The organism is Pseudomarimonas salicorniae (assembly GCF_023156535.1).
In the GTDB taxonomy this organism is placed as follows: Bacteria; Pseudomonadota; Gammaproteobacteria; order Xanthomonadales; family Xanthomonadaceae; genus Pseudomarimonas; species Pseudomarimonas salicorniae.
On the sequence record NZ_JALNMH010000005.1, the window covers coordinates 175127 to 193334 of the forward strand.

The window sequence follows — 18208 nt, forward strand, 5'->3', positions numbered from 1 at the left end:
TCGCGGCGTACGGCACCTCAGTCTTCGGCTGCGCCGGGCGTGGTCGAGCCCGATTCCATATCGCGCACCCGGCGCTCGAGCAGCTCCAGCTTCTCGCGCGTGCGCAGCAGCACGGCGCGCTGGACGTCGAAGTCCTCGCGGGTGACCAGGTCGAGCTTGCCAAGGCCGGCCTGCAGCGCGGCCCGGAAATTCTTCTCGAGGTCACCGCGGGCACCGTCGAGGCCCGGCGGCACCAGGTCGCTGAGGCGGCGGGCGAGGTCGTCGAGGGCCTTGAAATCGAGCATGGGAGCGATCCGTTCTGGAGTGGGGTCAGCCTAGCGACCCGCGGGTGGGGCGTCTGTCGGCAGCCGCCGGCAGTTCGGGTCGGAATTTTCCCACAATGCCGCGGCGCGCCCGCTTGGCTTATCCTGAACACAGACCGCGCCGGGGCACGCCACGCATGAAAATGATCACCGCCATCATCAAGCCGTTCAAGCTCGACGACGTGCGCGAGGCGCTGTCGGAGGTGGGCGTGAACGGCATCACCGCCACCGAGGTGAAGGGGTTCGGACGGCAGAAGGGCCATACCGAGCTGTACCGTGGCGCCGAGTACGTCGTCGACTTCCTGCCCAAGATCAAGCTCGAGATCGCGGTCACCGACGACCAGGTGGAGCGGGTGGTGGAGACCATCCTTCAGGCGGCCAACACCGGCAAGATCGGCGACGGTAAGATCTTCGTCAGCCCGCTCGACCAGGTGATCCGCATCCGCACCGGCGAAATGGATGCCGACGCGGTCTAGCCAGCGCAGCCGCCACCCGGCCGATCGGCCGGGCGGCGCTGCCGGAACCGCTCAGGCGTCCTTGTACTTGATGCTGCAGCCGTAGGGCTGCGAGGTGCTGAGGCTGACCGGCTTGCCGGCGGCCAGCTCGGCCAGCGCCTGCGGCACGTACTGGGTCGCCTCGGGAATGTCACCGGTATCGGCGCTGGGAATGCTGTCGATGGCGCCGGCGTAGCGCAGCACGCCTTCGGGATCGATGATGTACATGTGCGGCGTGGTTTTGGCCGCGTAGGCGCGGCCGACGCTGCCGTCGGTGTCGAACAGGTAGTGGGTCTGCGCGGCCTTCCAGTTGGCCTGGATCCTGTTCGCGGTGGCGCCGTCCACGTGGCCCTGCTTGCCCGGCGCAGAGGAGTTCAGCACCAGCCACACCACGTCATCGTCAACCGCCTCGCGCTGCTGAGAGGGGATATTGGCGGCGTTGTAGTGCTTCTTGACGAAGGGGCACTCGTGGTTGGTCCACTCGAGCACCACGGTCTTGCCGGCGAAGTCGGCCAGCGAGCGCTCGGCGCCGGTGCTGTCGGTCAGGGTGAATGCCGGGGCGGCCTCGCCGACCTTGGCCGGGGCAGCCTGCGCTGTCGGCAGGCCGATGAGCAGGGCGGAAGCGAGCACGCTGAGAGCAGGTTTCATGATGGGATCCTCCTGGTTGGGAGCGGGTTCAGCCGCCGCGCAGGGCGGTGACGACGATCTCCGGCGTGAGCAGCTGCGGCAGTACCGTGGGGGCGCCGCCATTGGCCGGGTAGTGGACGTAGAGAGGCACTCCGTTGCGATCGAAGCTTTCGAGGTAGGCCGTGATGCTGGCGTCATGCAGCGTCCAGTCACCTTTCAGGTAGACGGTGCCGGTCTGCTCCAGCGCCTCGCGTACCGTATCGCTCGACAGGGCGACGCGCTCATTGGCGAGGCAGGTGATGCACCAGGCGGCGGTCATGTTGACCAGCACCGGGCGGCCCTCAGCACGCAGACTGGCCAGACGCTCATGGCTGAACACCTCGTTCGCGCCCGATGCCGCGGCGTCGGCCTGGGCACGTGGCGCGTCGCGGAACGGCGCGGCCAGGCCCAGACCCAGGGCGGCCACGATGGCGATCGCGCTGGCCAGCCGCCAGCCGCCACCGACCATCGACCTGCGCCGCTGCAGCAGCCACAGCCCGAAGGCCACCGCCACCAGGCCGGCCAGCAGCCAGGCCATGGCCAGCGGCGAGGTCTGTTCGCCATAGACCCAGAGCAGCCAGATGCAGGTGAGATAGAGCGGAAAGGCCAGCAGCTGGCGCAGCCCGTCCATCCACGGTCCCGGACGCGGCAGGGCGCGGGCCAGCGCGGGCACCCAGCCCAGCAGCAGCATCGGCAGCGCCAGACCCAGGCCGAGCGCGGCGAACACGGCGAGCGCGAAGAGGGGCGGCTGGGCCAGCGCCACGCCCAGCGCCGTGCCCATGAAGGGCGCGGTGCAGGGACTGGCCACGACGGTCGCCAGCACGCCGGTGAAGAACGCCGAGCGCGCCCCGTGCCCCTCGGTCAGGCCCTGCCCGGCACTGGTGAAGCGCCCGGTGAACTCCCACACGCCGGAGAAGGACAGCCCCATGGCAAACAGCAGGAGGGCCATGCCGGCGACAAAGCCCGGGGACTGCAGCTGGAAGCCCCAGCCGATCTGCTCACCGGCCGCCCGCAGCGCCAGCAGCAGTCCTGCCACGGCAAGGAAGCTCAACACCACGCCTGCGGTGTACCAGAGGCCGTGGCTGCGCAGCGCAGCGCGGTCATCGGCAGACTCCAGCGCGCCCATCGCCTTGATCGACAGCACCGGAAACACGCAGGGCATCAGGTTGAGGATCAGCCCGCCGAGCAAGGCCAGGCCCATGGCCAGCCAGAGCGAAGCGGTCGCGCCTTCCTTCGCGCCGGTTGCGTCGGCAACGGTCGGCGGCGGCGCGGCTGCGGCCGGCGCGTCGCCGGCGGTCAGGGCCAGCACTTCATCAGGACCGCGCAGAACCCACTCGCTGCCTGCCGACAGGCCACCGAAGTACTCGCTCTGCTGCCAACGCACCTGCCAACCGGCCGTGCTCTCCCGCCACTCGGGCTGCGCCGGGTTGGCGACCAGCTTCGGCGTGCGCGGGAACAAGGTGTAGTGCTCGATGCCCGGGGGCAGGGCGCCGGAAAGATCGAGCAGGACCCGCTCACCCTCCATCGAGACCGCGAGGCTGATCTGCTCAGCCGCACGCGGCAGCCGGGCATCGGCCCAGGCGAAGTCGGCCTGCCAACGCGGATCGGGCTCGGCGGAGGCCGCCAGCGGAAGCTCCAGCACGTAGCTGGCCTTGCCCGGGATGCATTCGATCTCGCAGATCAGCCAGCGCCCGCTGGCCTCGATGCGCAGCGTGTCGCCGGCGAAGTCGGCCGGCACCTGCACGGTGAACGGCAGCAGGGCGCGGTCGCCGTAGCCGTAGTTGATGATGCCGGCAAGGTCGAAGCGATCCGGAACCGGCCAGTCGATGGTGCCGACCTCAACCCTTTCCGGTGCCACCACATCGAGCTTGGTCGCGATCCCGGAGTCACCCGGGTTGACCCAGTAGGTGTGCCAGTGCGGGTCGTGCTCGAGCAGTAGGCCCAGCCGCAGCGGCTGGCCGGGGACGGCGGCGGTCTGCTCGGCGACCAGCTGTGAGCTGAGGTGGTCGGTGCGCTGTGCCTCCGCCTGGACCAGCGGCGCAGCAAGAAGAAGCAGGAGGGCTGACAGGATTTTCATGGCGGCGATTCTGGCACCGGCCCTACACGCGGGGAGTGAACCCGATGTGGATCTGCGCCGATCGGACAGGGCTTCCGGCCGTTCGGACAGCAATCCCGGTCTTGCTGCCCTGTCGGGGAGCAGGCGGCAAGGCAACACTGAGTCACCCCCTGGCCCTGGAGCCCCGCATGTTCCGATCGCTATGCGCCGCCGCACTGCTGCTGGCTGCTGCCGCCTCCAACGCGGCAGACTTTCCCACCGACCCACAGGCGGTCCAGCCGCCCCTGCTGGGCACGCCGCTCCCCGAGGCACAGCTGCGCACGGTCGACGGCGAACCGGTATCGATCGGCGCGGTCCGCGATGGCCGTCCGGCGGTCATCGTGTTCTACCGCGGCGGCTGGTGTCCCTACTGCAATCTGCAGCTCAGCCAGCTGCGCACGGTGATCGAGCCGCTGAAGGCGCTCGGCTACCAGATGATCGCAGTCAGCCCGGACAGCCCCGCCTCGCTCTCCGCCACCCTGCAGAAGGAACCGCTGCCCTACACCCTGCTTTCGGACAGCGAACTGTCGCTGATCGCTGCGCTCGGCATCGGTTTCCGCGTCGACCCCGAAACGCTGGAGAAATACCGCGGATACGGCATCGACCTGGAAGCGGCCTCGGGCGGTCAGACCCACTACGTGCTGCCGGTCCCGGCGGTCTTCGTGGTCGATGCCGCGGGCATCATCCAGTTCCACTACGTCAATCCGGACTACCGCATCCGGGTGCCCGGCGCACTGATCCTCGAGGCCGCCCGCTCGCTCAAGGAGATCAAGCCGCTGCGCTAGCGGCGCGGTTGCCCATTGCGCAGCGAAAGACGCGGCCTGGGCGAAAAACGGACGTAGCGCAGAACCCAATGTAGGAGCCAGCTTGCTGGCGATGGGCGCCCCGGAAGGGACGATCGCCAGCAAGCTGGCTCCTACACGCGCAACGGCGCTGTCAGGTCCGGTTGGCGCCGCAAAGCAGACCTCGCCGCAGTCAAATTGTGGGAGCGCCCTTGGGCGCGACCGAAGCGCTACGGATTCACCACAGACCGCGGCCAGAGCGGATCTCCGCGGTCGCGCCCCAGCGCACTCCCACAGAACATCGGCCCAATCGATGCATCGCGGCGAATGCGCGATTCGCGCTCGAGGTTTGCATTCTCCGATGGCGATCGAATCGGGCGGTTGCGCCCGGGGCGTCGATGCGCGTCGCGGGCCTGCTGCGTCGGAATCGTGCCTTCGATTCTCGCTGCTGCGTGCATTTCGCCCATGCAGGACGCCCGATTCCGCCTGCTCGCCGGGCTGAGGAGGCCGGCGGGGAAGCACCATAACTCCCTGAAGGTACAGGTACTTGCGACGGATCGGGGGCCTTGGCACGCCCCTTGCGATATCTCCCCCGAAGGCCGACGAATCCGGCCATCAGTCAAGGAGACTTCCATGAAACGTGCGTCCTATGTCATCGCTGTTCTTTGCCTGCTGGCCGGTGCCCTGATCGCCACCGGCGTCCTCCAGTATCCCGACACCCAGTCGGTGCTGAGCGTGGGCGATGCCGCCCTGCAGGTTCAGACCGAGAAGACGGTTCCCCCGGTCCTCGGCTACGCGCTGCTGGTTATCGGCGCGATCGTCGGCCTTGCGGGCTTCAGTCTGCGCAAGTTCTGACCCCCCCAACCCGGTGGCCTGTGCGCCGCAAGGCGGGCGGGCCGTCGTGTCTTTCCCCCACCACAAGGAGATTCACCCATGAACGCTGATCGCATCAAGGGCAACTGGAAGCAGCTCACCGGCCGTATCAAGTCCGAGTGGGGCAAGCTCACCGACGACGACCTCCAGGTCGCCGACGGCCACCGCGAGTACCTCGCCGGCAAGCTGCAGGAGCGCTACGGCATCGCCAAGGACGAGGCCGACGCCCAGGTTCGCCGCTTCGAGGAGCGTCTCTGACGCCCGCCCCTCCCGGCTCGGGGCCCTGCGCCCTGCGGCCGGAAAAAAAGACGGCCGGTGTCACCACCGGCCGTCGACCCCATTCCGGCTTTCGCCTTCCCCCGACGATCTGCCGCCGGTCCAACGCGCGAGCAAGTGCTTTGGACGGGTGGGCGGATTCTTTCCGACCGGGATGACATCATGACGACGCAGCCCCCGCTGCGTCGTCAAACGCCGGACTTACGCCGCTTTCGTCTTGCCGTCGTCGTAGAACTGCTCTTCCTCGGTCGAGCCGGTCAGCGCGGTGACGCTCGACGAGCCGCCCTGGATGACCGTGGTCACGTCGTCGAAGTAGCCGGCGCCCACTTCCTGCTGGTGGCTGACGAAGGTGTAGCCCTTCTCGCGCGCCTCGAACTCGCGCTCCTGCACCTGCTCGACGTAGTGGCGCATGCCCTCGCCCCGGGCGTAGTCGTAGGCGAACTTGAAGGTATTGAACCAGTTGATGTGGATGCCGGCCAGGGTGATGAACTGGTACTTGTAGCCGAGCGCGGACAGCTCGTCCTGGAACTTGGCGATGGTCTTGTCGTCGAGGTTCTTCTTCCAGTTGAAGCTCGGCGAGCAGTTGTAGGACAGCAGCTTGCCCGGATGGGCGGCATGCACGGCCTGGGCGAACTCGCGGGCAAAGCCGAGGTCCGGGGTGCCGGTCTCGCACCACACGAGGTCGGCGTAGGGCGCGTAGGCGACGCCGCGCGAGATCGACTGCTCAAGGCCGTTCTTGACCCGGTAGAAGCCTTCCGCGGTGCGCTCGCCGGTGAGGAAGCCCTGGTCGTTGGCATCGTGGTTGGAGGTGATCAGGTTGGCCGCCTCGGCATCGGTGCGCGCCAGGACGATGGTCGGCACGCCGAGCACGTCGGCAGCGAGGCGCGCGGCGACCAGCTTCTGAACCGCCTCGCCGGTCGGCACCAGCACCTTGCCACCCATGTGGCCGCACTTCTTGACCGCGGCGAGCTGGTCTTCGAAATGCACGCCAGCGGCGCCGGCGGTGATCATGTTCTTCATCAGCTCGTAGGCGTTCAGCACGCCGCCGAAGCCGGCCTCGGCATCGGCCACGATCGGCAGGAAGAAGTCGATGGCGTCCTCCTCCTTGATCTTGCCGTCGCAGATGTTCTTCCACTGGATCTCGTCAGCGCGCTGGAACGTGTTGTTGATGCGGCGGACCATGGTCGGCACCGAGTCGTAGGCGTACAGCGACTGGTCCGGATACATGGTCTCGGAGGTGTTGCCGTCGGCGGCGACCTGCCAGCCGGACAGGTAGACCGCCTCGAGACCGGCCTTGGCCTGCTGCATCGCCTGGCCGGCGGAGATCGCGCCGAAGGCGTTGACGTAGCCCTTCTTGGCCTCGCCATTGACCAGCTTCCAGAGCTTCTCGGCGCCGCGCTTGGCGAGCGTGTGCTCGGGCTGCAGGCTGCCGCGCAGGCGGACGACGTCCGCAGCGGAATACGGGCGCTTGACCTGCTTCCAGCGCGGGTTGTTGGCCCAGTCTTTCTCCAGGGCGGCGATCTGTTCGGCTTGCTTGCTCATCGTGGTGGTTCCTGTTGGAAGAATGCGGCGGGGGCCCCGGTGCTGCGGTAAAGAAGGGCCTCAGGCCAGGCGCTCGTACGCCGGCAGGGTGATGAAGTCGGCCAGTTCCTTGGCCCGGGTCAGCTCGCCCAGGAGCTTCACCGCCTCGGGGATGCGCGCCTGACCGGGCAGGCCTGATTCGGGCAGTCGCTCGGCGACGCCTGAGAGGGCGAGGTCGAACTGCGCGAAGTCGATCGGCGTGCCGTCGTCGAGCTTCTGACCGCCGACGTGCAGCCACTGCCAGAGCTGGGCGCGGGAAATCTCGGCGGTGGCTGCGTCCTCCATCAGGTGATGGATCGGCACGCAGCCGAGGCCATCCAGCCAGGCCGCGAGGTAGCGCACGCAGACGTCGATGTTGTTCAGGAAACCGGCGCGGGTGATCGTGCCGCTGGCCGGGGCGATCAGGTCGTCGCGGGTGACGCTGACGTCCTCGCGCTTCGCCGATTCGACCTGGTTGGCCGCCGGCATGTACTCGTCGAAGATCTCGCGGGCGATCGGAATCAGGCCCGGATGCGCGACCCAGGTGCCGTCATGGCCGGCCTGGGCTTCGCGCAGCTTGTCGGCGCGGACGCGCGCCATGGCCGCCTCGTTGGCCTCGGCATCGCCGCTGATCGGGATCTGCGCGGCCATGCCGCCCATGGCGTGGGCACCGCGGCGGTGGCAGGTCCTGATCAGCAGTTCGGAGTAGCTCTTCAGGAAGCGCACGGTCATCGGCACTTGGCCGCGCTCGGGCAGGACCCGGTCGGCGTGCTTACGGAAGGTCTTGATATAGGAAAAGATGTAGTCCCAGCGGCCGCAATTAAGTCCGGCAATGCGTCCGCGCAGGGCATGAAGGATCTCGTCCATCTCGAAGACCGCCGGCAGGGTCTCGATCAGCACGGTGACCTTCATGGTCCCGATCGGCAGGCCGAGGCGCACCTCGAGGAAGGCCAGCACCTCATCCCACAGCGCAGCCTCTTCCATCGACTGCAGCTTGGGCAGGTAGAAGAACGGCCCGAGGTCGCGGGCGTGCAGGGCCTTGGCGCTGTGGAAAGCGAACAGGGCGAGATCGAACAGGCCGCCGGAAAGCCGGGCGCCGTCGATCTCGACGTGCTTCTCGTCGAGGTGCCAGCCGCGGGGACGGACGAGCAGGACGGTGTCGGCATCCTCGCGCAGAGCGTAGTGCTTGCCGTTCTCGGCGGTGAAGCTGATGGTGCCCGCCGCCGCATCACGCAGGTTGATCTGGCCCTCGACCATGTTCTGCCAGGTGGGGCTGCTGCTGTCCTCGCAGTCGGCCATGAACACCTTGGCCCCCGAGTTCAGCGCATTGATGATCATCTTGCGGTCGACCGGGCCGGTAATCTCGACCCGACGGTCCTGCAGCGCCTTCGGCAGCGGCGCCACCTTCCAGTCCCCCTCGCGGATCGCCGCGGTGTCGGCGCGGAAGTCGGGCAGCTCGCCGGCGTCGAAGCGCTTCTGGCGGGTCTTGCGGGCGGCCAGCAGCTGCTGTCGGGTGCCGTCGAAGCGGCGGTGCAGCGCGACCAGCAAGTCGAGCGCCTCCGGGGTCAGGATCTCGTCCAGCCCGTCCACCTTGGGTCCCCGCACCAGGGCCGTTCCGCTTTCCATCAAGACCGCCGCCATCCGCCTGCTCCGCTGCACTGCATCATTGCAGGTCGACCATAGGCCCCCACCGCAGTCTTTGGAAAGCAAATGTTTCAATGTTCTGTATTGTGCGGTTTAATACTGGCGGGAATTCAGTCGTTTAGAACGGGCGTTTGAATTGAAGCAGGGCTCAGGGCTCAGGGCTCAGGGCTCAGGGCTCAGGGCTCAGGGCTCAGGGCTCAGGGCTCAGGGCTCAGGGCTCAGGGCTCAGGGAAGAGCATCAAACTCGCACGCACCCGACAACCTGCTCTCCTGAGCCCTAGCCCCTAGCCCCTAGGCCCTCCCCGAATGACTCACTACTACAAAGGCGCCAAGCTCAAGCAACTGCGGGCCTTCTGCCACGTGGCGCGGCTGGGGTCGGTGACCCGGGCGGCGGAGGCGCTGTTTCTCAGCCAGCCGGCGGTGAGCCTGCAGCTGGGAGCGCTGGAGAAGGAGCTGGGCGTGAGCCTGTTCGAGCGCCTCGGGCGGCGACTGGCGCTGACCCGCGAAGGGGAGGTGCTGTACGAGATGGCGCGGCCGCTGATCGACGGCATAGACGGGCTGGATGGGGAGTTCCGCCAGCGCCTGAAGGGCCTCGATGCCGGCGAGCTGAACATCGCCGCGGGCAGCTCGACCATCCTCTACCTGCTGCCGCCGCTGGTGCAGGCCTTCCGCGACCGGCACCCCGAGGTACAGCTCAAGCTGCACAACGTCACCGGCGTCGATGGCCTGGCGCGGATCCGCGCCGACGAGGTCGACCTTGCGGTGGGCTCGATGCTCGACGTCCCCAACGACATCGACTACGCGGCCACCCACAGCTTCGACCCGATGCTGATCGCCCCGCTGGACCACCCGCTGGCCTCGAAGGACCCGCTGCGGCTGGAGGACCTGTCCCCCTACGGCCTGATCCTGCCGCCCAAGCGCCTGACTACCTATCGATTGGTCGACCTGGTCTTCCAGCAGCGCCGCGTGCCCTACACCGTGGCGCTGGAGGTCGGCGGCTGGGAGGTGATCAAGCAATACGTGGCGATGGGCCTGGGCATCTCCATCGTCACCGGCATCTGCCTGACCGATGCCGACCGCGAGCAGCTGGCCATACGCAACCTTCGCGAGTACTTCCCGCCGCGCAGCTACGGCATCGTGGTGCGCAAGGGCAAGTATCTGAGCGCGCAGGCGCGGGCCTTCGTCGACCTGGTCAAGCCGGCCCTGTTCACCCGCCGCGACTACTTCGAGGCCGGCCACTCGGAGCGCTGAACACAGCGCTCCCGCGACGCAATCAGTCGGCGGTGGCTTTCTCTTCGAAGCCTTTCCAGTCGAAGGCAGAGCGCTGGGCCAGCTCTTCCGGCTGCAGCACCTCGACATAGCGGCGGCCGCGGATCTCCCAGGTCGGGAAGCCCTCGATGCCGGCCTCCACGCACTCGATGGCGAAACCGCCCTGGCGGCCGTTCGGGCTGCACTCGATATAGGGCAGGTCCCCGGCGGCGCCGCCGAACAGGTCCTTCTGGTCCTGGCAGTTCGGGCACCAGGACGCGCCATAGAACTTGGCCCCGCTCTCATCCAGATGCCTGGCCAGGGCCTGCAGTCGGGCATCGGGACGCGGGCTGAGCAGGCCGCCATGGTCGACCAGCAGAAGCCCCAGCACCGCGATACACAGGGCGACCAGGTTCGCGGCGTAGCGCGGGCCGGGCGTGGCCGGCGCGCTGTCCGGCCGGGTCATCGCCAGCCAGCCGGTCAGCGAGGCGATCACGCCGAGCGAGGTCAGGCACCACAGGCACAGGGCCTGCAGCTGGAACCAGCCCACCGCGGTCAGGTAGAGGCTCACCATCAGGCCGATCACCGCCAGCGCGAAGGCGCGGCTCCAGCGCTTGACCCGGCTGCGGGTCAGGCCGATGACCAGGCTGATCAGGGCATAGGTCAGGAAACCCCAGATCGCGACCGGCAGGCCGAGGAAGATTGCATAGCGGCTCTGCTGGACGAGATCGCAGTCGGAGCCCGCGGCGCAGAACGCCGGCGCGCTCGAGGACAGGGCGACGATGCTGAGGTAGCCGGTGATCAGCAGGCCGAGACCGGCAAGCCCGAGGCTGACCCAGTCCGGCGGCGTGCGCTCGCCGCGCGCGGCGGGCCGGGCGGCGGGGGCGGGCTTGAATTTGCGCTTGGCCATGGCGGATTTCGCAACGCGGGAAAGCGGCGGACTGTAGCAGTCCGCCGCGATCCCGGACACCCGATCAGTCGACCGGCAAGGCCACCTGCGCAAAGCCCGCGGCGCGGGTGGCGGCCAGCAGGGCGACCCAGTCTTCGTAGCGCGCGACGGGGTCGGCCTCCAGCTGAAGGACGGGGCGCGGGCTGCGGCCGGCCTCGACCTGCAGCAGGCCACTCACGGTGGCGCTGGGCAGGGCCTGGCCCTGCCACAGCCAGCGACCCTCGCTATCGAGGCCCAGCCGCAAAACCTCGGGAGGCGGCCCGGCGTCGGGGCGCGAAGACAGATCAAGGGCCAGAGGCCGGCTGACCACCGGCGCCGCCAGCATGAAAATCACCAGCAGAACCAGCAGCACATCCACCAGCGGAGTAATGTTCATCTCGCTCACCGCCGCCGCTTCCGATCGCACAGCAAACGCCATCGTCGCACTCCTCGTCGTGGGGACATCGAGCTGAAGGCGGATGCGTGAAGTCTCCCGCGCCGGCCTCGCCATCGCGCGCCTGTCGCTGACCGACGTTCAGCCCGGATTGCGGCGGCAAGGCGATGCGCACCGCCGGCCGCCGCGGCACAATCGCCGCGCATGGAGACCATCTTCGTTTTCACCGGCCGCAGCAGCGGCGAATGGCGCGATCGCTTTGAAGCTGCCGCGCCGGAATTCCGCTGGCTGTGCTGGCCCGACATCGACGGGGCTGCCGATGCCTCGGTCATGGTCGGCTGGAACCCGCCGCCCGACCTGTTTCGCCAGCTGCCCGGCCTGCGCCTGGTGCATGCGCTGGGCGCGGGCGTCGACGGCTTCCTGAAGCGCGAGGACCTTCCCGACGTGCCCCTGGTCCGCCTGCTCGATGCCGGCATGGCGGAACAGATGGTGGAGTACGCCCTGCTCGGCGCCCTGCTCTGGCAGCGTCGCCTGCCGCTGTACCGCGAGCAGCAGGCCGAGGCGAAGTGGTGGCAGTGGCCGGCACGCGAGCGCGGCGAGGTACGCGTCGGTGTGCTCGGCCTTGGCCAGATGGGCGGCACGGTGGCCCGCGGCCTCGCCGGCTTCGGCTACGCGGTCGCCGGCTGGAGCCGCAGCGCCCGGCAGATCGAGGGCATCGACTGCCTGCACGGCGATGGCGGCCTCGACACCCTGCTCGGGCGCAGCGACGTGCTGGTCTCGATGCTGCCCTCGACCCCGGACACCCGCGACCTGCTCGATCACGCCCGGCTGTCGCGCCTGCCCGAGGGCGCCCTCGTGGTGAATGCGGCGCGCGGAGACCAGCTGGTCGCCGAAGAACTGATTGCCCTGCTGGATTCAGGACACCTGTCCTCCGCCCTGCTCGATGTCTTCGCCAGCGAACCCCTGCCCAAGGACAGCCCGCTCTGGTCGCATCCGAAGGTGATGATCACCCCGCACGTGGCCGCGCTGACCGTGCCAGGCCCGTCGGTGAAACAGGTAGTTGCGAACCTCAGGCGCTGGAAGGCAGGCGATCCGTTGCAGGGCGTGGTCGACCGCGCCCGCGGCTACTGAGCGACAACCGTAGGAGCCAGCTTGCTGGCGGTTGGCCGTTCCAAGCCGCGATCGCCAGCAAGCTGGCTCCTACTGTGGCGGGTCGTTGCGCGGTGGGAACTGCAGCACCACGCCGCGGCGGTCATCGTCCCTGGGCTCGACGCGGTGCCAGAGCACCGGCACGTCCTCCGGCGGCGGCGGCTCCAGCTCGTCGTTGACCGGCTGGGGATCAGGCTCGTCCTCCCAGCTGTAGCGCTTGCGCGGCGGCGGCGGGTCAAGGCGGAACCAGATCAGCGCGGCCAGCAGCCCGGCCGCGGCGCCGGTCAGGTGGTACTCCCAGGACACGCCTTCCTCGCGCGGGAACACGGTCAGCAGCATGCCTCCGTAGAGGAAGAAGGCGATCAGCGCGGCGGCGATGGCCGGGCGGTCGCGGCGCAGGACGCCGGCGACGAAGACAAGCAGCATCAGGCCGTGGGTGACCCCGCTGGCGCCAAGATGCGCGGAGGGCCGGCCGATCAGCCAGGTGCCCAGCCCTGCCAGCAGCCAGATGAAGACCAGGGCGCGCGGGGTCGCCCTCGGCAGGGTGGCGATGGCGAGGGTGCCGAGAATCAGCAGGGGCAGGGAGTTCGAGACCAGGTGCTCGAAGCTGCCGTGCAGCAGAGGCGCAGTCAGCACGCCGATCAGACCCCAGGGATCGCCGGGGCGCAGGGTCAGTGCGCGCAGCGGCGCGTCGAACATGTGCTGGGCAAGATGGATCCACCAGAGCAGGGCGACGAAGGCCGCGCTGATCAGGGCGGCGCGGCGAAAGCGTCGACGGTCGCGGGCCAGCTGGGCGCGCGGGTCGGATCCGGGGTCGATTTCGGGAAGGTCCATTCAGGGCAGGTGGGGGCGCGGGCGTCGAGGGCAAGCCTGCCATGTGGCATCAGCACATGCCCGACGACCGCCCATCCCGTCACCCGCTCCGCCCGGAAGCCCGCACTTGGCCCCGCTCGCCGGGCGCACTAGCGTGTGCGCATCGGGGCAGGGCCGGGGGGCCGCCCGCTGCATTTGGGGGTTGCATGCATCGCGCTCTACGGGCACTCGCCGCCCTGCTGCTGGCCACGCTGGGCTGCGGCGAGATCGGCGCCGTCGGCTACGACATCGTCTACGTGCGCCAGCCGCGCTTCGGCGACGGCACCAATACCACCTGGCCGGAGGTCTTCCATCCTGCGCGCATCGATCCCGGTGCCGACCTGATGCTCCTGCACCCGGACGGCAGCGAGGAGGTGCTGGTCGCCGGCGGAAACGGCAGCGTGACCGATCCGGTGCTCTCCTTCGATGCGCAGTGGGTCTACTACGCCTACTTCCCGGACATGCGCCCGCAGGCGATCAACTCGCAGCGCAACCTGCCCTATGCCGGCGCCGACATCTATCGCATCCACCTGCGCAGCCGGCAGATCGAGCGCCTGACCCAGGGCGGCTTCAGCCCCAACACCGGGGCCGGAAACTGGGACGAGTCCAACCCGCTGGACCCCCCCTCCGGCCTCAACCGCCTGGGCTACGGCATCCTCAATCTCGGCCCGATGCCCCTGCCCGGCGGGCGCATCGCCTTCACCAGCAACCGCAACGCGCTGGTCCCGCCCAAGGGCTTCACCCATCCGACGCTGCAGATGTATGTCATGGATGAGGACGGCGGCAATGTCACCGCCATCGCGCCGATGAGCATCTCCAGCGCCCTGCACCCGACCGTGCTGCGCGATGGCCGGCTGATGTTCAGCACCCACGAAAGCCAGGGACTGCGCGACCGCCGGCTGTGGGGGATCTGGACGATCTGGCCGGACGGACGCAACTGGGCGCCGCTGATCAGCGCCTTCAACGAGCCGCAGAGTTTCCACTTCATGACCCAGCTCGGCGATGGCGACATCGTCGTGGTCGACTACTACAACCTCAACAACAACGGCTTCGGCGCGCTCTATCGGCTGCCACCGTCGGCGCCGGCCGGGCAGCCGGCGTTCTACGACGCCTTCGGCAACGACGCGCCGGGTATCGCCTACACCAGCGGCGGCGGTCACTCATTGGCGTTCACCATGCCGTTCCAGCCGCGCGGGATGCGCTCGATCACTCCGTTCACACATGGCGGTGACGAGGCCGCACCGGTCGGCGCCGGCGGCGTACGGGTCGGCAAGTTCACCCATCCGTCCGCCGCCCCCGGCAACGACCTGCTGGTGGTCTGGACGCCGGGCCCGGCCAACGACCTCACTCGGCCGACCACGACGCCCTACTACGACGCCGGCCTGTATCTGATTCCCGACGGGGAGACGGTCAACGACCCCGCCGAGCTGGTGCTGATCAAGAACGATCCCGCCTGGAACGAGGCCTGGCCACGCGCCGTGGTGCCCTACTCGGCGGTGCACGGCGTGCGCGAGCCGGACGACCTGCCCTGGCTGCCCAATGACGGCTCGCTGCACGCCGCCCTGCCCGCCGGCACGCCGCATGGCCTGGTCGGCAGCTCCAGCTTCTACAAGCGCGAGAGCTTTCCCGGCATCGTCCGCAGCTGGGCCAACAGCTTCGACGGCCTGGACGCCTTCAACACCTCGGAGAACGGACAGTCGAACAACTGGTTCAGCCAGGGCAGCGATGCGGGCCGCTACGACAACGCCGACATCTGGGCGGTACGCGTGGTCGCCATGGAGCCGAACACCCACCGCAGCTATGGGCCCAACGAGGGCCGGCAGTTCCACAGCCACGCCAACGAGCGACTGCGCATCCTCGGCGAGATCCCGCTGCGCAAGACCGCCGCCGGCGGCGGGCCGTTGCTCGACGCCGAGAACAATCCCGACACCAGCTTCCTGGCCAGGATTCCCGCGGACACGCCGTTCACCTTCCAGACCCTCGACCGCCGCGGCATGGTGCTGAACATGGCGCAGACCTGGCACCAGGTCCGCCCCGGCGAGATGCGTGTGGACTGCGGCGGCTGCCATGCGCACAGCCAGCAGCCGCTGGCCTTCGAGGGCACCGCGGCCTCCGCCCCCGACTATCCGGTGGCGGATCTGTCTGTTCAGACACCCCTGCTGGCGTGGCAGGACGACGCGCCGACGCTGCGCGTCGAGCCGGTATCGCACGTGGACGTCGAGTTCCTTGCCGACATCCGCCCGATCCTCCAGGCGCGCTGCGTCAGCTGCCACCGGTCACCCAATCCCGCTGGCAACCTCGATCTCGACGACCTCACCGAGGTCGACGGCCTGCCGGGCGACTACTACCGCCTCGCCGCCGATAAATCCGCGCGCTTCGGGCACAAGCCGGTGATCCGCAACGGCACCTGGCGGCAGACCAATGCCAGCCGCTACGTGCGCAGCTTCCAGAGCCGACGCTCCCTGCTGATCTGGAAGCTGTTCGGCGAGCGTCTCGATGGCTGGAGCAATGAGGACCACCCGACCGAGAGCGTGCCGGGCGATGCCAATACCCTTCCAGCCGGTGCCGACCCCAACGACGCCGACCTCGACTTCACCGGCAGCATCATGCCGCCACCCCCGGCCCAGCCGCTCAGTGAGGATGAGAAGCGGCTGTTCGTGCGCTGGATCGACCTCGGCGCGCCGATCGACACCGGCAACCCCGACTACGGCTGGCACCTCGACGACCTCCGCCCCACCCTCACGGTGGCCTCGCCGCGACCGCGAACCAATAGCGTCCACGTCACCGAACTGCGCGTCGGCGTCGCCGATGCCCACAGCGGCATCGAACCGGGCTCGCTGTCGGTACGGCTGGATGCGCCGGTCGCCGGCCGCGCCGCCGGCGCCGAGCTGGCCGACCTGTTCGTTGAAGTGGCGCAGGATGTCTGGGCGCTGTCGCTGCCGGCAGCCCTGCCCCGGCTCGAGCGCGCCACGCTGCAGGCCGGCGTGCGCGACCGCCAGGGCAACATCACCCGCGTCGCGGTGAGCTTCTCCACCGTGATGGGCCCGGACGACCTGTTGCGCGATGGGTTCGAGTAGCGGGACCGAAAGGCAGGAAAGGGCGCGAAGCAGACATTTATAGGGTGCGGCTTGCCGCACCGGGCATACCGTCCGAATGCCCGTACCGGTGCGCCAAGGCACACCCTATGAGGTTTTGCCGACGCCCGACGAAGCCCGAATGCAGGGGTGCCCTTGGGCGCGGCCGCGGAGATCCGCTCTGGCCGCGGTCTTTGGGGAATCCGTAGCGCTGCGGTCGCGCCCAAGGGCGCTCCCACAATCTGACTGCGGCGAGCTCTACTTTGCGGCGCCAACCGGACCTGGCAACGCCGTTGCGTGTGTAGGAGCCAGATTGCTGGCGACCGTCCGGTCCGGGGTGCCTATCGCCAGCAAGCTGGCTCCTACATTCGGGTTCTGCGGAAGGTCTGCTTCGCGCCCGGTACCGCCCGGCACGCTCCGCTGTCGCCGTCCGCGCCGCGACGCCGCCGCCCTGTGCGGGCTACACTCGCCGCCCTCGTTTCATCGCGTGCCTTCCGTGTCCGAGCAATCCGGCCAGCCGACCGTGCGCCGCGCGGCGCTTGCCTTCATCTTCATCACCGTCCTGCTGGACGTGCTGGCGATCGGCATCATCATTCCGGTGCTGCCGCACCTGATCGAGCGCTTCACCGGCAGCACCGCCTCGGCGGCGATCTGGGTCGGCGTGTTCGGCAGCGCCTTCGCGCTGGCGCAGTTCATCGCCTCGCCGGTGCAGGGGGCGTTGAGCGACCGCTTCGGGCGGCGGCCGGTCATCCTGGTGTCCAACCTCGGACTCGGCCTCGATTTCGTGCTGATGGCGGTGGCCGGCACCCTGCCCATCCTGTTCCTCGGTCGCGTGCTGGCCGGCATCACCTCGGCCAGCATCAGCACGGCCAATGCCTATATCGCCGACGTCACCCCGGCCGAGCGCCGCGCGGCCAGCTTCGGCATGCTGGGCGCCGCCTTCGGGATCGGCTTCGTGGTCGGCCCGGCCCTGGGCGGGGTACTGGGCGGAGTGGACCTGCGCCTGCCGTTCTGGGTCGCCGCCGGGCTCGCGCTGGCCAACTTTCTCTATGGCCTGCTGATCCTGCCCGAGTCGCTGCCCCCCGAGCGCCGCGACGGATTCCGCTGGTCGCGCGCCAACCCGGTGGGATCGCTGCAGATGCTGCGCCGCTATCCGCAGGTGTTCGGCCTGGTCGGTGTGGTCCTGCTCTCGCAGATCGCCCACTACGCCCTGCCCAGCGTCTTCGTGCTCTACGCCGCGCACCGCTACGGCTGGGGCGAGGATCGGGTCGGCTGGGTGCTGGCCCTGGTCGGGGTCTGCAACGTGCTGGTCCAGGCCCTGCTGATCCGCCGCCTGGTGCCGCGAATCGGTGAGCGCAACGCGCTGCTGCTCGGCCTTGGCTTCGGCGCACTGGGTTTTGCCTGGATGGGACTGGCCGCGGTCGGCAGCGTGTTCCTGATGGCGATTCCCTTCATGGCCCTGTGGGGCCTGGCCGGCCCTTCGGCCCAGGCCCTGATGACCCGCCAGGTCGACGAGCGTGAACAGGGCCGGCTGCAGGGCGCGGTGACCAGCGCGGTCAGCCTGTCCGGCGTGTTTGCCCCGGTCGTCTTCACCCAGGTCTTTGCCGCCTCGATCGCCGCCCTGTCCGGGGTCGACTGGTCGGGCCTGGCCTTCCTGCTGGCCGCGGTCCTGCTGCTGGGGGGGGTGGCGCTCGCCGCGCGGGTCACCCGCACGGCCGCGACCATCCCGATCCCGCCTTCGGGCGAGTCCCCGCTGGAGGAGCGGGCCAGCGCGCGGCGCGCCTGAGCCCTCCGCGCCGCGTGCGGCGGCGAACGCCGACCCGTCCGGAATCGAACACCCAAGCGTCAGGCCGAGGCTGATCCATCGATAA

General features: G+C 69.0%; 16 protein-coding genes. 8 read left to right on the forward strand and 8 right to left on the reverse strand.

The window, feature by feature from the left end; genetic code table 11:
* Positions 1-17: 17 nt before the first annotated feature.
* Positions 18-284, reverse strand: a complete 267-nt coding sequence (gene ubiK, locus M0G41_RS07530) for a ubiquinone biosynthesis accessory factor UbiK (RefSeq protein WP_248207173.1) — start codon at positions 282-284, stop codon at positions 18-20.
* Positions 285-439: 155 nt separating this feature from the next.
* Here ubiK and glnK point away from each other — a divergent pair, with 155 nt between their 5' ends.
* Positions 440-778, forward strand: coding sequence for a P-II family nitrogen regulator (gene glnK, locus M0G41_RS07535; protein ID WP_248207174.1), 339 nt, complete (start codon positions 440-442; stop codon positions 776-778).
* 51 nt (positions 779-829) lie between these two features.
* On the opposite strand, the gene M0G41_RS07540 is transcribed toward glnK, so the two are convergent.
* Positions 830-1444, reverse strand: coding sequence for a redoxin family protein (locus M0G41_RS07540; RefSeq protein WP_248207176.1), 615 nt, complete (start codon positions 1442-1444; stop codon positions 830-832).
* A 28-nt stretch (positions 1445-1472) separates the two neighbouring features.
* Positions 1473-3539, reverse strand: a complete 2067-nt coding sequence (locus tag M0G41_RS07545) for a protein-disulfide reductase DsbD family protein (RefSeq protein ID WP_248207178.1) — start codon at positions 3537-3539, stop codon at positions 1473-1475.
* A 167-nt stretch (positions 3540-3706) separates the two neighbouring features.
* Between M0G41_RS07545 and M0G41_RS07550 the strand changes: the two genes are divergently transcribed.
* The 3 genes from M0G41_RS07550 (at position 3707) to M0G41_RS07560 (ending at position 5470) form a co-directional block, all read left to right on the forward strand.
* Positions 3707-4342 (forward strand): peroxiredoxin-like family protein, encoded by a 636-nt coding sequence (locus M0G41_RS07550; protein ID WP_248207180.1) that lies wholly within the window; start codon positions 3707-3709, stop codon positions 4340-4342.
* A 630-nt stretch (positions 4343-4972) separates the two neighbouring features.
* The gene (locus M0G41_RS07555) at positions 4973-5194 is read left to right on the forward strand and encodes a hypothetical protein (protein WP_248207183.1); all 222 of its coding nucleotides are present in this window, start codon (positions 4973-4975) and stop codon (positions 5192-5194) included.
* A gap of 78 nt (positions 5195-5272) precedes the next feature.
* Positions 5273-5470 carry a CsbD family protein gene (locus M0G41_RS07560; RefSeq protein ID WP_248207186.1) on the forward strand — a complete coding sequence of 66 codons (198 nt, stop codon included), beginning with the start codon at positions 5273-5275 and terminating at the stop codon, positions 5468-5470.
* A 219-nt stretch (positions 5471-5689) separates the two neighbouring features.
* On the opposite strand, the gene aceA is transcribed toward M0G41_RS07560, so the two are convergent.
* Both aceA and aceB read right to left on the reverse strand, forming a co-directional pair.
* Positions 5690-7030, reverse strand: coding sequence for an isocitrate lyase (gene aceA, locus M0G41_RS07565; protein ID WP_248207189.1), 1341 nt, complete (start codon positions 7028-7030; stop codon positions 5690-5692).
* A 60-nt stretch (positions 7031-7090) separates the two neighbouring features.
* Entirely contained in the window at positions 7091-8689 is a 1599-nt protein-coding gene (gene aceB / locus M0G41_RS07570; RefSeq protein ID WP_248207193.1) for a malate synthase A, read from the reverse strand.
* A 309-nt stretch (positions 8690-8998) separates the two neighbouring features.
* On the opposite strand from aceB, the gene M0G41_RS07575 reads away from it, so the two are divergent.
* Positions 8999-9943, forward strand: coding sequence for a LysR family transcriptional regulator (locus tag M0G41_RS07575; RefSeq protein WP_248207195.1), 945 nt, complete (start codon positions 8999-9001; stop codon positions 9941-9943).
* A gap of 22 nt (positions 9944-9965) precedes the next feature.
* Here the strand turns inward: M0G41_RS07575 and M0G41_RS07580 are convergent, their stop codons facing one another.
* Together M0G41_RS07580 and M0G41_RS07585 are read right to left on the reverse strand one after the other, a co-directional pair.
* Positions 9966-10850 (reverse strand): vitamin K epoxide reductase family protein, encoded by an 885-nt coding sequence (locus M0G41_RS07580; protein ID WP_248207198.1) that lies wholly within the window; start codon positions 10848-10850, stop codon positions 9966-9968.
* A 64-nt stretch (positions 10851-10914) separates the two neighbouring features.
* The gene (locus M0G41_RS07585; protein WP_248207200.1) at positions 10915-11307 is read right to left on the reverse strand and encodes an ExbD/TolR family protein; all 393 of its coding nucleotides are present in this window, start codon (positions 11305-11307) and stop codon (positions 10915-10917) included.
* Between the two features lie 159 nt (positions 11308-11466).
* Between M0G41_RS07585 and M0G41_RS07590 the strand changes: the two genes are divergently transcribed.
* The gene (locus M0G41_RS07590; protein ID WP_248207202.1) at positions 11467-12393 is read left to right on the forward strand and encodes a 2-hydroxyacid dehydrogenase; all 927 of its coding nucleotides are present in this window, start codon (positions 11467-11469) and stop codon (positions 12391-12393) included.
* A 69-nt stretch (positions 12394-12462) separates the two neighbouring features.
* Here the strand turns inward: M0G41_RS07590 and M0G41_RS07595 are convergent, their stop codons facing one another.
* Positions 12463-13245 carry a rhomboid family intramembrane serine protease gene (locus tag M0G41_RS07595; RefSeq protein WP_248207206.1) on the reverse strand — a complete coding sequence of 261 codons (783 nt, stop codon included), beginning with the start codon at positions 13243-13245 and terminating at the stop codon, positions 12463-12465.
* A gap of 185 nt (positions 13246-13430) precedes the next feature.
* Here M0G41_RS07595 and M0G41_RS07600 point away from each other — a divergent pair, with 185 nt between their 5' ends.
* Both M0G41_RS07600 and M0G41_RS07605 read left to right on the forward strand, forming a co-directional pair.
* Positions 13431-16340 carry an HzsA-related protein gene (locus tag M0G41_RS07600; protein WP_248207212.1) on the forward strand — a complete coding sequence of 970 codons (2910 nt, stop codon included), beginning with the start codon at positions 13431-13433 and terminating at the stop codon, positions 16338-16340.
* Between the two features lie 484 nt (positions 16341-16824).
* Complete coding sequence (locus M0G41_RS07605) at positions 16825-18123, forward strand: TCR/Tet family MFS transporter (protein ID WP_425511236.1); 1299 nt, start codon at positions 16825-16827, stop codon at positions 18121-18123.
* Positions 18124-18208 lie beyond the last annotated feature (85 nt).

Coding starts and splice junctions, on each gene's coding strand:
- ubiK (WP_248207173.1), bottom strand. CDS start 284: ATGCTCGATTTCAAGGCCCTCGACGACCTCGCCCGCCGCCTCAGCGAC.
- glnK (WP_248207174.1), top strand. CDS start 440: ATGAAAATGATCACCGCCATCATCAAGCCGTTCAAGCTCGACGACGTG.
- M0G41_RS07540 (WP_248207176.1), bottom strand. CDS start 1,444: ATGAAACCTGCTCTCAGCGTGCTCGCTTCCGCCCTGCTCATCGGCCTG.
- M0G41_RS07545 (WP_248207178.1), bottom strand. CDS start 3,539: ATGAAAATCCTGTCAGCCCTCCTGCTTCTTCTTGCTGCGCCGCTGGTC.
- M0G41_RS07550 (WP_248207180.1), top strand. CDS start 3,707: ATGTTCCGATCGCTATGCGCCGCCGCACTGCTGCTGGCTGCTGCCGCC.
- M0G41_RS07555 (WP_248207183.1), top strand. CDS start 4,973: ATGAAACGTGCGTCCTATGTCATCGCTGTTCTTTGCCTGCTGGCCGGT.
- M0G41_RS07560 (WP_248207186.1), top strand. CDS start 5,273: ATGAACGCTGATCGCATCAAGGGCAACTGGAAGCAGCTCACCGGCCGT.
- aceA (WP_248207189.1), bottom strand. CDS start 7,030: ATGAGCAAGCAAGCCGAACAGATCGCCGCCCTGGAGAAAGACTGGGCC.
- aceB (WP_248207193.1), bottom strand. CDS start 8,689: ATGGCGGCGGTCTTGATGGAAAGCGGAACGGCCCTGGTGCGGGGACCC.
- M0G41_RS07575 (WP_248207195.1), top strand. CDS start 8,999: ATGACTCACTACTACAAAGGCGCCAAGCTCAAGCAACTGCGGGCCTTC.
- M0G41_RS07580 (WP_248207198.1), bottom strand. CDS start 10,850: ATGGCCAAGCGCAAATTCAAGCCCGCCCCCGCCGCCCGGCCCGCCGCG.
- M0G41_RS07585 (WP_248207200.1), bottom strand. CDS start 11,307: ATGGCGTTTGCTGTGCGATCGGAAGCGGCGGCGGTGAGCGAGATGAAC.
- M0G41_RS07590 (WP_248207202.1), top strand. CDS start 11,467: ATGGAGACCATCTTCGTTTTCACCGGCCGCAGCAGCGGCGAATGGCGC.
- M0G41_RS07595 (WP_248207206.1), bottom strand. CDS start 13,245: ATGGACCTTCCCGAAATCGACCCCGGATCCGACCCGCGCGCCCAGCTG.
- M0G41_RS07600 (WP_248207212.1), top strand. CDS start 13,431: ATGCATCGCGCTCTACGGGCACTCGCCGCCCTGCTGCTGGCCACGCTG.